Source organism: Microbacterium sp. CFBP9034, from assembly GCF_034045255.1.
Lineage (GTDB): Bacteria > Actinomycetota > Actinomycetes > Actinomycetales > Microbacteriaceae > Microbacterium.
Map to the genome: position 1 here is coordinate 1,076,653 of NZ_JAXCWC010000001.1, position 12,692 is coordinate 1,089,344.

Consider the following 12,692-nt stretch of genomic DNA (forward strand, 5'->3'; position numbering starts at 1 on the left):
CACGACCGAGAGCACTTCCCGCTTGCTTTTTGACGCCCCGATGGCTGAGCCTGCGCCCACACGCCGATCCAGCCGGACCTCGCCCACGCCTGTCCAGGCGTCGTCGGAGACCCTCGGTCCCTCGCGCGCAGAACTGCGCCGGCAAGCAGGCGTCGCCTCTGATCGTCCCGCCGTGGTGTGGGGGCGTCCTGTCGAGGCGAAGATCAAGGAGTCGGCCCCCGGCCCCCTCGCACCGGTGATCCCGGTCGAGCCTGAGGCTCCCGCTCACGCGCAGCCCCTCACCGACCTTCCCGCCGCACCGGCCGCGCCCGCCCCCGCGTCGGCCGCTCTCGACCTCGCCTCGACGCCGGTGCCGATCGCCGACGCGGTCGCCGCCGCCGAGCCCGTGTCCGCACCGGTCGCGCCGCCCCAGCCGCCGATGCCGACGCCGAGCCGACGTTCGCGTCGCGCCCCGCAGCAGCACGAGCCCGTGGCCGCCGACCTGCCGCCGATCGCCCCCGTCGCTCCGGCCGAGACCGAGCGCACGGCACCGTCCTTCCGCGCCGAACTGCCGAGCGCCCCGGCGCCGGCTCCGATGCTCGAAGCCGTTCTCGCACCGGCCGAGCCGTTCGAGCTGCTCGCGCCCGTCCTCGAAGATGTCGTGCTGCTCGAGGTCGTCGCCGATGCTCCGGCGCCGACCGCTCCTGCCGCTGAGCCGCGCGCGGCCCGTCCCGAGTCGTCCGCCCGTCGCGTGCGCACGGTGCGCGTCGAGCCAGCTCCGCGGCCTGAGAGCACGCTCCGCGCCGAGCCCGCCCCGCAGCCTGAGAGCAAGCTCCGCGCCGAGCCCGCCCCGCAGCCCGAGCCGTTCGCATCACCTCGGCCCGCGGCATCCGGAGTCGACGAGTTCGAAGCCGCAGCCCGTCTCTTCTCGTTCACCGGTGAACTGCCGGTGCAGTTCGACGCCCAGCCGAGAGCCGACGGTGACAAGCGCGCTCGCACGCAGTCCGCGGTTCGCGAGCCCCGCCCGAACCGTGGCGCCGCCTTCCGCCGCGTCACCGCCGCCTCGTTCTCCGTGGGAGTGATGGGGATCGTCGGGCTCATGACCGTCGGCATGACCACACCGGCCGCAGCCGTCGCCGCTGCCAGCGGGGTCGGCGCGCCGATGTCGATCGTGGCTCCCGGTGAGACCGCGACCACCGAGATCGCCGCCGACGAGATCCAGGCGTACGTCGCCCCGGCGGGCGTCGAGCCCGACGCGCTCGACCGCACCGAGAGCTACGACACGACCACGATCGCGGAGCTCGCGTCGGAGGCCGGCATCCGCAACTTCTCGAACCTCTTCGTGAACGACCCGAACTCGGCGATCCAGTGGCCGTTCGCCGTCGGAGTCACGATGTCGTACGGGTTCGGAATGCGCTCCGGCCGCATGCACGAGGGAATCGACTTCACCCCGGGCGCCGGCGCACCGATCCAGGCCATCGCCGAGGGCACTGTCCGGGTCGCCTCCGAGGCCGGTGGCGCCTACGGCGTGCACGTCATCATCGACCACATGATCGACGGCCAGCTGGTCTCGAGCCACTACGCGCACATGCAGTACGGCTCGCTGCAGGTCTCGGCCGGCCAGAAGGTCACCGTCGGCACGCTCCTGGGTCGCACCGGCAACACCGGACGCTCCTACGGCGCCCACACGCACTTCGAGATCCTGATGAACGGCACCACCGCGATCGACCCGATGCCATGGCTCAGGGAGCACGCCGGAGGGTGACCTCGATTCAAAGAGGCCGCCGCGCTCTGGTATCCTCTTCTAGTTGCCTGCTTGCAGGTCAACGCCCCGATAGCTCAGTGGTAGAGCACTTCCATGGTAAGGAAGGGGTCGTCAGTTCAATCCTGACTCGGGGCTCGCAGCATCCCGTTCGATGAGCGGATGCCGTACGGCAGGGTAGCTCAGTTGGTGAGAGCGCACGACTCATAATCGTGAGGTCGAGAGTTCGAATCTCTCTCCTGCTACCGTTGAAAAGCCCCGGTTCGCCGGGGTTTTTTTGTTCCCTCGGTTCGTGCGCGAAATGCGCAGAGGTGTCGTTTGCCCACAATTTGCCCACATTTGCCCACGTGCGTCGCTCTTTTCGACGCCTTCCAAGTGGACCGCTCTCGCGCAATCCTGCGGAGCTGGCGCTGGGTGACCTCACGATTCGGCGTATTGCGGACGACCGGTGCCTCGGGCGGAGGTTTCCGTATCGCCGATACCTCGCTGATACCGACTGGGTGCATGGTCACCGCAATTGCGACGGAGCCAGCGGGGTTAGAGAAGACTTCCTCGCCATTCGGCTCCGCGCTCACCTAAGGGAGAGTGATATGGACACCATTGTTCGCCGCGCGAAGAAGTCGGCCACGGCAGAAGGAAGACTGAAGTCACGTTGGGCTTTCGCCCTGTTGCTCGGCGTCGCCGGTGTCGCACTGTCAAGCGGAGCCGTCTACGCCACGCCGCCGTCTCAGCTGAACCAGGTTCTCTTGACGCGTGGGACAAACGTGTCGAACGGCACGATCCCACTGCACGTTGGAACAGACGTCGCCATGGCGACGATCACGGTTCAACCGGGCGGCTCCTCTGGGTGGCACTCGCATCCGGGCGGCGCGATCATCGTTGTCAAGGAGGGCTCACTCACCGTTTACGAATCGATCGGAAACCATTGCGAGATCGAGACGTACAGCGCGGGGCAGGCATTCATCGAGAAGCCTGGCGAAGTGGATCAGGTCGTCAACACCGGCACAGTCCCGTACGTCCTTTACGTCACGTTCCCAGATGTCCCTCCGGGCGGATCGCCAAGGACTGACGTCCCGAACCCCGGTACCTGCCCCGGGCAGTGACCATACGGCTCCAGATCGAGCTGTCGAACGACACTTCACATACACACCTTTGTATGGCGTGAGCCTCAGCTGCCGGCATCGGCGCGTGGCCGCCGCGCAGTCCATCCGGGGATGGGCGAAGTCCTTTCATAGCTCACGGTGCGACTCCGCCGCCCCGTAAGGCCATCGTCTTAGGGAACCAATTCTGCAGACGGGTCAGCGAAGCTGGGCTGGCAGGCGGGCTTGTACGGGCGGTCGTTGAAGAGCTCCTGCCATTCGGCCTCGGTGAGGCTTCGGCCCGCAATGGCGCAAGCCCGGTCCCGCCAGATCTCGGGGTCTGCGGCGATGCCGACCCGGCGGCCTTCCGAATCGTTGAACACGAGAGTGCGGTCGTCCCGTGGCACCAACAGCTCACTGCCTTCACGGATCCAGTCCCGGAATGAAGAGCTCCAGTCCCCCATGGTCCATGTGATCAGCGCTCCGTCTTCGCCCGCCGTGACGAGTTCTCCCGACGGGCGGAACGCTGCGGAGGTCACCTCGCCGACATGTCCTTCCAGAGAGTCCCGCAGATCTCCGGTCCCGGTCGACCAGACCCATGCGCGGTCTCCTGACGTCGTCACCACGCGTGTGCCGTCCGGGGAGAAGACCCCGTCTATGACGGTGGACGGGGTCTCCAGGAGGATGGATCGGTCAGGGTCGGCGAGGTCGACGATTCGGGCCGCTTTCTGGCCATCCCGCATCAGCACGGCTTCGCCGTCCGGGCTGACGGCGAGTATGCCTTGGCCAGTGAGTTCGCCGACGAGAGCACCGGTGTGTGTATCGAAGATCGCCGTGGGGCCGAACCCGCTGGCGTAGAGCCGAGAGCCGTCGGGCGAGAACCTCACTCGCCCGAACGCATTGGCCCAGTTCGGTGCACCGGGATTTGTGCCGGCATCGGGCAGATCGAGCAGCTGCGGTGCACCAGACCCATCGGCTCTCCACATCGCGACGTTCCCGGGTTCATCTACCCACGGAAGCGGCGCGATCGCGGCCACCCAGGAGCCGTCGGGCGAGTACTCCAGATCAATGACTTCCTTGAACCCGTCGTAATAGGTCGCCTCCCCCTCGGCGTCCCTCGGCTCCAGAGAGCGCGCAAAGGGAGCGTCGCACAACTCGCGGACATCACAGTCCTCGGTCAGCACGCTCAGTGTGAGACGGCCGTCGGGCGCCGGCAGCGCATCCAAGACCGTGTCGGTGCCTCGCTCGTATGCGAACAGCTGCGCACGCCCGTCGAGGTCTATCATTCTGGCGGTGAGATCATCGCCGACGATAACGGCGGTCGAGCCGTCGGTTCCGAGCGACATCTGCTGCACGGCGGCGTCTCCGCTCACGCGGGTCACGCTCGTGATCCGCGGGCTTTCACCCATGACGTCCAGGAGAGCCCTGCGTGTCGTCGGCGCATCCCAGAGGCCGATCGCTTCCACCGCCATGAGCAAAGCGCGCTCGTACACGGGCTCCTCGACGGCTAGCGCAGCAATGTGACGCGCCTCGTCGATGACTGCCTGCTTGTTCAGCACGCCAACCTGAATCACGGCGACGGTGCCGACCGCGAGTGCGACCGCGGCCAGGCACGCGGTCGCGCCCGCAAGCCAGCGCAAGCGCCTGACGGAGCGCCGTTCGCGGCGAAGCTGACGCTCTGTGGCGTTGAGGTCGGCTGCCTCGCGCTCGCCCGCGGCATCGAGGAACGCCGATTCGACTGGTGCAAGCACGGGGGCGGCGGAGGCGCGCCACTGCCGCGCCGCGTTAAGACGGACGCCTCGGTAGAGCTCACTGTCGGGCCTACTCATCGCATCCCACGCGGTCGCGGCGGCGTTCAGGTGGCGCATGATGCGCTGACCCTCAACATCATCTACGAGCCACTCCCGCAATCGCGGCCATTCGCGAGCAACCGCTTCGTGGGCGAGTTGGTACGACTCGTCGTCGCTGGTGACAAGGCGTGCGTCGACGAGCCGACCCGCAACCCGCGCATGGACGTCGTCGATCGCGACGGACGTGTGGCTCACTCGCTGGCAGATGAATCCGCCGTCGGACGGCTCCACCAGCCGGAGCAGGATGTCGCGCGCGTGACCGCGGCCCTCGTCCGAGAGCTCCGCGAAAACCTCTTCCGCCGTCTGGGCCACGGCGCCATCGATCTGGCCCGACGCCCGGTACCCGTCGACACTGAGCACGCGCCCTTCGCGGCGCTGCCAGACCTGGTGCAGTGCGTGGGAGAGCAGCGGAAGACTCCGCCCGTCGGCGTCGCGGGTGAGGATCTCGACCAGGCCGGGCTCGAGGATGAGGCCAGCTTGCATCGCGGGCTTCTCGATGACCGAGCGCAACCCGTCTCCCGACAGCGGCCGCAGCATCAGCAGGTGCGACTCGATGACCCCGGCGAAGCCCTGGTCGCTGAGTTCGCCCAGGCGATCCGCGCGAATGGCCAGCACGACCATACCGCGGAACACCAGACGCGCAACTTCCTCAAAGAAGCGCCGAACCTCGTTGGGGTCGTCGTTCGCGAAGGCCTGCTCGCATTGGTCAACGATCAGCACGGACTCGCTGTCGTGGTCTGCAACCTCGCGAAGCATCTGCAGAGGTCGCTCGCCCGGGGTGGACACGGTGACCCGCTTGCCCCGAGCTGCGAAGTGCGCTCCGAGCCCGGCCCGTACGAAAGAGGACTTGCCCACGCCCGATGAGCCGGAGACCACCAGCACGCCATGCTGATCCAGTTCGTCCAGCCCGCGTTTAAGCTCGTCCTCCCGGCCGAAGTAGCGCTCGCCGTCGTCGATGGTGGCGGGCGGCAACCCGAAGTACGGGCATTCTGCGCTCGCTGCCCGGAACGTAACGCCTGACTGCAACTCGGGATCCTGTCGGAGGATGGCTTGCTCGAGCGCGGCGAGTTCGGCGCACGGGTCCAGCCCGAGTTCGGCGGCGAGCAACTCTCTACCGCGGCGGACCGTGGCCAGCGCGTCGGCCTGGCGCTCCTGGCGGTACTGCGCCAGGGCAAGAATGACCCAGCGACGCTCACGCAAGGGAGATTCCGCGACTCGGGCGCGCGCCTGGGTGGCCGCATCGACGAGATCACCGGACTGCAGCTGCGCATCGAGCAGGGCCTCTTCGACGGCGAGGCGGAGGTCTTCAAGTCGGAACGCCTCGACTCGTGCGGGTTCCCAGTCGGGCAGTTCAGCGTACGGCGGCCCGCGCCAGAGTCCGAGCGCTTCGGCGAAGGCATGGCCGGCGCGATCCGGCTCCTTGAGCGCCAGCAGCTGCGACCCGCGGGCCGCGAGCCGCTCGAAACTCTCGACGTCAAGCTCCACAGCCTCCGGGTCGAGACGGTAGCCCAGCGCCGTGGTCTCGATCCGCGCCGGCGCGATGGCCCGGCGCAGACGCATGATGCAGCCGGCGACGACCTTCCTCCAGGAGGCGGGCGGCTTCTCACCCCATAGCGCATCGGCAAGTGACTCAGCCGAGACAGCACGGCCAAGGCGGGCGGCAAGGGCGCAGATCACGAGGCGGTCGCGATGCGTCAGCGCGATCCGTCCATCGCCAAGGGTCGGGGACCCGAGGACACGCAGATCCATGACGCCACTGTGAGACCCAAACAGGGGTGCGTCAAGAGGCGTGATACCGCCGTGATACTCCAGCGCTCCTTGCGTTAACGGCGCGATACTTCCTGGCCCTCGAATGGTCCACGAAGCCGAAAGCTGCTTCCCGAATCAACCGAGGATGTGCCATGTCTGCACAAGATCACCCAGTCGAGACTCGTCACGCCGGCGCACCGCGCGGACTGGGCATGGCGGTCGCATTCCTGATGTGCCTCGGGACCGTGGGTTGCACCACAACCCCATCGGCGACTTCCGCCGCGGCCCCGGAAGTGGATGCCGAGCTGCTGCCGTCACGGGACGACGTGCTTGACGGACAAGGGACGATTGCGTTTTCGTCCGGCCTGTCGGGCGACATCTACTTCGTCAATCCAGGAGAGCGGGCCCATCGGGTGCTCGGAACGAATGACGATGACCTGGATCAGGTCTGCCCCGCGTTCTCTCCGGATGGGACACGTCTCGCCTCGGGCCAGGCGTCGGGGCACTCCCAGATCGCCTGGGGACATCCCGCCCTCGTGATCACCGACCTGACTGGGCCGGGAGATCCCAGTACCTCCACGGTGGTGCCGCTTGGCGGCACTACCAAGCCGCCGTGCCCCTTGTGGTCCCCCGACGGCCGCTGGGTCGCCTTCAACACGTCATGGTGGCCCGGTGAGCCATGGGGCACGGGAGGCGTCGTCTGGATCGTGGAGGCCGCCACGGGCGAGATCCGCCGACTCACCGAGGTCGCGGCGGCCGACATCGAATGGGCACCGAACGGAGCCGGGTTGTACATCGCGGATCGGCTCGGCATCGTCGTGTACTCCATCGCTACACAACGGATGCGGACGATACCCGACACGAAAGGCTCCGTCGCTCTCACGGCATCGCCGGACGGCACGACGCTCGCCGTCGAACGACGTCGCGCTGGTAGCTGGAACCAATACGACCTGTGGCTCATCGGCGCTGATGGCTCTGACCGGAGACTCGTCGCCGGAAACTACACGCACCATGAGTGGGCGATCGGGCCCGTCTGGTCGGCCGACGGCGAGCGGATCGTCTTCCAGAGGAGCACCCACGACCCGGCGCACGGAGGGGATGAGCTGCTGCTGTTCCGCAATGACGAGGAGGTCGTGATCGTGACCGTCAGCGCGGACGATCGACTGGGGCCGGTCGCGACTCAGTCTGTGCTCCGTCCGACCGTGACCGCCGAGGGCGGCGAGGCCGTTCAGTGGCTGCCCGTCGTCGTCACCTGGGCGCCGGACAGCCGCAACCTGCGCTTGGTTGGTTGGAGACAGACGACATCGGCTGAGGCGAGTGAAAGCTGGGCACTCCTCGCTGTCCCGCTCGATGCGGTCGCCGAGACCACGGTCCTCTGGGAGGCGCCAGATCTCATCGGCTCATTGTGGATCCACCGACTCAATGACTTCCAGAGCTGGGCTGGATGAAGCCGTTGGAAGAGCGGCTACTTGCCTGAGTCTCGGTCCACAGGCGGCGCCAGCGACAGGTCGCGGGTCCTGCTCTTGGTGGCGCTCGACCAGTAGGTCCTGTGCCGGGGCATAGAGGGCTCCTGCCCACAATCTGCCCATACTCTGGAGAATCCAGGCGAGCTTGACTATTCCCTGGCTTCTCCCTGAGCGACCATGAAGGCTGGAAATCGGCGGAAGTCACCCCCTTCTGCCCCGAGCTCCCGCGCCTGGCGATTCCTCATAATCGTGAGGTCGAGAGTTCGAATCTCTCTCCTGCTACCGTTTGAAAGCCCCGGTTCGCCGGGGTTTTTCTGTTCCCTCGGTTCGTGCGCGAAATGCGCAGAGGTGTCGTTTGCCCACAATTCGCCCACATGCGTCGCGGGTTTGACGCCCCGCGAATGGACGCCCGCTAGCAGGGCTTCGGCGACATCTCGCGCGTGAGCGCCGCTGCGCGCCTCGGTGACTGCCCACGTGGACGCGCCTGAGAGCACTGCCCGGAGCCAGCGTCTCCCTGTCGACCCCTGTCGAGGAGGATGCGCCCGGCGGGGCGCACGGGACCGAGGCCACCAGGCGTTGCTGCCCGAGGCCTGACCAAGTCCTGTCCGCGGTGTGACCGAACGCCGAAGCGCCCCAGGCCAGGAGGCATGGGGCGCTTCATTGCTGGTGCTGGATCAGACGGCGGGCGTGATCGTCAGCGGCTTGGTGGTGCCGTTGTAGGTGACGAACAGCGAGACCGGGCCGGTGCCGGTCGGGCCGCCCACGTTCGCGATGCTGGTCTCGTCGAAGGACTCGGCGCCGTACTCGACGGTCGTCGTGAGGGGCGCGGTCTCGTCGAGCTCATCGTGCAGGTTGGAGACCACAGGGATGCCGTTGATGCTGTCGGTACGGGTGCAGTCGTTCGGGTTCTCACCGGGCTCGGACTGCCAGCCACCCCACTCGATGTCGCCGAGGATGAGGTCGCCGGCGAAGGTGGCCGGCTCGGTGTAGGTGGCCTGGTCATCCCAGACCGGGCTGCCGGTGGGGGAGAACGACGGTGATCCGGCCGCGAACTTGGTGAGGTAGAAGCCGGTCCACTGACCGTTCTTGCCCTTGTTGTCGTACGCGATGTCGGAGACGAGGCTGCCCGCCAGCGACCCGGCAAGGCTGCCGGTGCGCTCGCCCTCGCGGCTTCCGATGCGGTCGCCCTCACGAGTGCCGTACGCCTCGAAGTGCTTGTTCTTGCCGTCCACCGTGCACGACAGCGTGCGGACGACGGTCTGTGAGCCGTGCTCGGTGACAACCTGCGACGCGTCCTGCGAGACCGACTGCGTCGCAGCCTGAGTGGTGGAGAACGTGAAGCCGATGAGGGTGGCGCCCTGCATCTTGGCGTTGTTCCAGCCGAATGCGGACTGGACCTCGCCCTTGCCGACGAGGCCCTTTCCGGCGGTGTCGAGTGTGGCGGCATGGGCCGTTGCGCCGAGGGCGAGCGGGGCGGCGAGCGCGGCGATGACCGCGAGTCCGAGGAAGGTCTTGCGCATGGGTGTGTCTCTTTCGTCCTGCGTCATTGCGAGGTGGTCCCGCGGCGGTTGCCGAGGGGTGTCACTGGCTCGAAGCAGGAGCGCCATCTGCTGTGGCCGAGTGGCGGCAGACAAATCCTCTTCGATGCTAATGAGGAGTGTATGCGACCATTATCGGTTCTCCAACTCGTCGCTATGGCGGCGCTATCAAGTCCGCTTGTCGGCACGCCCTCGATATGGGCGTGCCAGACTGCGACTTCAGCAAGCACCGCGACCTACCCGGCGCGGGTCCTCGGCGACGTGCTCGTGGCACGGCAAACCTCGGGACCAGCCCCGCCCTCGTCAGCTTCACCCCCGCGTTCTCGCTCCTGACCCGGGCGCACGCACTCGTGGGAGTGGCCGACCTGCTGAGGGGCGACGCGGCCGCGGGCACCGCCCTCGCTGCCACCTTGTCGACGATGGTCGCCATCGCCCTGGGTGTCCTCGCGGGCTCCAGCCTGTCCAACCGAATGCGGCGACCGGCGCTCTGAGACCTCAGGTCACTGTCAGCGATCTCTCGCTCGTCGGGACGGGCCCCTTCGTTCACTCGTCCGCTTCGTTGGGTTGGGAGGACTTTCTCCGCTCCAGCCTCCAGTGCATCTCGTGGGAGGCAGGGTTCCGCCACTCGCGCATCCGGTACTCGAAGCCGGGGAGCAGCACGATCGGGATGGGATCTGGAGAGGCCGGCGCGACCGCGCCTACCACGATCTTCGAATCGGTGGGGATGAAGGGAGACTGCGCGGGAATCGGGGCGGTGACGATCTCGACGGGGTCACCGTAAGGGCGAGGCATGACACCAGACGCTAGCATGTCGACCGAGAGACAGCGTATAGAGGATGCTTGGCACGGCGATAGACGCGCGATAGCCCTGGCAGCAGTGGATGTCGAATCGCATTGTGAAGGACGCGCGGCTCGGCCGGAACCGGGTCGGGGATAGCCTTTGGCGCTCACTGCAAATCGACGCCTCTCCCGTCTCTCCTGGCCGGTCAGCGCTCGTGTTGATACTGCCGCGGAGACATCGAGTCAACCCCTGGCCCCTCCCTCGCTGAGCAGGGATGCTGAGGACTGGCTGGCGGGACGGCATGTGCGCAATGAGGCGTTCAGCTGCAGACCAGTGGCTGAGCCGCTGCCTATCGGGATGTGAGGGCCTATGCCGAAGACGGAGCGTGACGCGTTCGAGTTCGTCGGCGACTGGACGGGACAGTTCATCGCCACCGCGATCCACAATGGGCACGACGTCCGTGCGGACTTCGCCGCCGAACTCGCCCTGGCGGAGCCCGATCGGCTGCGGGAGGAGGATCCGCACACCGACGAGATCGGCGCCCTGATCCCCGCCCGCGTCCTCATGCATCGGTCCCGGTTCGAAGTGGACCTGAACCGCAAGCGGGACGAGGCCGTCTACCGAAACTCGGAGGACGCGTGGGGGCTGGACATCCTCCGAAACCCGCCACTCGATGAGGCCCTCGTGGCCGGCTCGCTCGAGGTGTATGACGCCTTCTACGCCGAGTGGGGCCGCCGTCTGGATCGAGTAGCTGAACGCGGACCATTCGTGGTCTTCGACATCCACTCCTACAATCACCGGCGCGATGGTGCGGACGCCGCAGGGGCCCCGGGCGAGGAGAACCCCGAGGTGAATGTCGGTACCGGCTCGCTGGATCGCGAGCGGTTCGGCGCTGTGGCGGATGCCTTCATCGAGTCGCTCGCGGCCGCCGGAACCTCGAGCGGCCCGCTCGACGTCCGGGAGAACGTGCGCTTCCGCGGGCGCCAGCTCGCGGCCTGGACCCATAGCCGATACCCCGACCGAGCAGTCGTGCTCGCGCTCGAATTCAAGAAGGTCTTCATGGACGAGTGGACCGGTGAGGTCGACCGCGGCCGCATCCAGGAACTCGCTCGCGCGCTGGCGAGCACCGTTCCGTTCGTCGAGAAATCGCTGCGCGGGGTGAAGCAATGACCGCCGATCCCGCCCGGAGGCGCGACTCCGCCGACGCACCTCCGGATATCAACGCCGACGGCCGGACCGACGGTGCATCCCCGGGTGCCGACGTCCCTGCGCCGAGCCACTCGCGCGATGCCGTAGGGCCCGAGACGAGTGCCATCGACAGGGGCGGCTTCTCACCCTCTGATCTCGCCGTCGACCACGCGATGGCGTCCTTGGCGGGAAGCGTGCGATTCCTCCTCGAGATGACCCCGGTGAACGCGGACGATGTTCGTGCGGCGTTTCTTGCGTCCCCGGAGTCGGACCCGGTGTTCGAATACCGGGAACTCGACGTGGACCCCGATGTGCTCGATGCGCAGGTGGTCGCACTGCCGCTCGACCACGTCGAGGACCCCAGCCTTGCCGCCCTGCTGCGGAATCGGCAGCGCGAGATGACGTTGCGCGTGGAGATGCTCCGGGCGCGGAACACTCCAGACTTCATGCAACTGTCGATCGCGCAGTATGGAGCGCTGCTGCCCGCGCTGGTGAGTCGTGCCGAAGACCTGCTGGACCGACTGCCGGGCGGGCTTCTGGAGCACGACTCCGTCGGCGCGGAAGGATTCCTGACCGCGGCGCAGGCGGAGATCGAGCACTACAGGTCCATCGACGCGGACGTGGCCATGCATGCCGAGATCCGCGAGGACGTCTCCGGCGTGCTCGTAGAGGGCAACACCCTGCTCATCTCGCGCAATGCGGCAGTGGCGGGCGCCCGCGTGAACGCTCTGCTGCAGCACGAGGTGGGTACCCACTTGGTGACTCAGGTGAACGGCCTGGCGCAGCCGATCCGGATGATGGGCTCTGGTCTCGCACACTACGACGAGACGCAGGAGGGCCTCGCAGTGCTGGCCGAGATCGCGTGCGGCGGGCTCACCGCCTCCCGGCTTCGCCAACTCGCGGCGAGGGTGGTGGCCGTGCACTCGATGGTGGGCGGAGCGAGTTTCGTCGAGACGCACCGTTTGCTCACGGGGCGCGGTCTGCCCGCTGGGACTGCTTACACGGTTGCGATGCGCGTGTACCGTGCGGGCGGCTTCACCAAAGATGCCATCTATCTGCGCGGAGTCCTCGCGCTGCTCGAGCACCTCGCTGCGGGCGGTGTGCTGGACCTCTTCTTCCTCGGCAAGTTCTCGATCGAGGACCTGCCGCTCATCGAAGATCTGGCGGGACGCGAACTCCTCGCTCCTGCACGGGTGATGCCGCGGTATCTCTCGGAGCCCTCGACCGCCGGCAGGCTGCAGGACGCCGCGCACGCGGCTGACCTGGTGACTCTGGTCAATGCGTAGGCTCATCCTCGAGG

At 67.3% G+C, this 12,692-nt stretch carries 9 protein-coding genes and 2 tRNA genes; 8 read left to right on the forward strand and 3 right to left on the reverse strand.

Annotated features, from left to right (window positions below):
- Positions 1-172 precede the first annotated feature (172 nt).
- From SOM19_RS04795 to SOM19_RS04810, 4 genes are all read left to right on the forward strand, one after another.
- Complete coding sequence (locus SOM19_RS04795; protein ID WP_320485411.1) at positions 173-1,744, forward strand: peptidoglycan DD-metalloendopeptidase family protein; 1,572 nt, start codon at positions 173-175, stop codon at positions 1,742-1,744.
- 63 nt (positions 1,745-1,807) lie between these two features.
- Positions 1,808-1,879: transfer RNA gene (locus tag SOM19_RS04800), tRNA-Thr, on the forward strand.
- Positions 1,880-1,912: 33 nt separating this feature from the next.
- Positions 1,913-1,986: transfer RNA gene (locus SOM19_RS04805), tRNA-Met, on the forward strand.
- A 345-nt stretch (positions 1,987-2,331) separates the two neighbouring features.
- Entirely contained in the window at positions 2,332-2,844 is a 513-nt protein-coding gene (locus tag SOM19_RS04810) for a cupin domain-containing protein (RefSeq protein WP_320485412.1), read from the forward strand.
- A 170-nt stretch (positions 2,845-3,014) separates the two neighbouring features.
- Here SOM19_RS04810 and SOM19_RS04815 read toward each other — a convergent pair whose 3' ends face one another.
- Positions 3,015-6,419 carry an nSTAND1 domain-containing NTPase gene (locus tag SOM19_RS04815; RefSeq protein WP_320485413.1) on the reverse strand — a complete coding sequence of 1,135 codons (3,405 nt, stop codon included), beginning with the start codon at positions 6,417-6,419 and terminating at the stop codon, positions 3,015-3,017.
- Positions 6,420-6,712: 293 nt separating this feature from the next.
- Here SOM19_RS04815 and SOM19_RS04820 point away from each other — a divergent pair, with 293 nt between their 5' ends.
- On the forward strand, positions 6,713-7,867 hold the full coding sequence (locus SOM19_RS04820; RefSeq protein ID WP_320485414.1) for a TolB family protein: 1,155 nt from the start codon (positions 6,713-6,715) through the stop codon (positions 7,865-7,867).
- A gap of 692 nt (positions 7,868-8,559) precedes the next feature.
- Here the strand turns inward: SOM19_RS04820 and SOM19_RS04825 are convergent.
- On the reverse strand, positions 8,560-9,405 hold the full coding sequence (locus tag SOM19_RS04825) for a hypothetical protein (RefSeq protein WP_320485415.1): 846 nt from the start codon (positions 9,403-9,405) through the stop codon (positions 8,560-8,562).
- Between the two features lie 221 nt (positions 9,406-9,626).
- Here SOM19_RS04825 and SOM19_RS04830 point away from each other — a divergent pair, with 221 nt between their 5' ends.
- Entirely contained in the window at positions 9,627-9,914 is a 288-nt protein-coding gene (locus SOM19_RS04830; protein WP_320485416.1) for a hypothetical protein, read from the forward strand.
- Between the two features lie 52 nt (positions 9,915-9,966).
- Here SOM19_RS04830 and SOM19_RS04835 read toward each other — a convergent pair whose 3' ends face one another.
- Positions 9,967-10,215: a hypothetical protein gene (locus SOM19_RS04835; protein ID WP_320485417.1), complete on the reverse strand. Its 249-nt coding sequence runs from the start codon at positions 10,213-10,215 to the stop codon at positions 9,967-9,969.
- Positions 10,216-10,573: 358 nt separating this feature from the next.
- Between SOM19_RS04835 and SOM19_RS04840 the strand changes: the two genes are divergently transcribed.
- Positions 10,574-11,374, forward strand: coding sequence for an N-formylglutamate amidohydrolase (locus SOM19_RS04840; RefSeq protein WP_320485418.1), 801 nt, complete (start codon positions 10,574-10,576; stop codon positions 11,372-11,374).
- Entirely contained in the window at positions 11,371-12,678 is a 1,308-nt protein-coding gene (locus SOM19_RS04845; RefSeq protein WP_320485419.1) for a peptidase MATCAP family protein, read from the forward strand. The genes SOM19_RS04840 and SOM19_RS04845 overlap by 4 nt, the downstream gene beginning before the upstream one ends.
- The last annotated feature ends 14 nt before the right edge of the window (positions 12,679-12,692 follow it).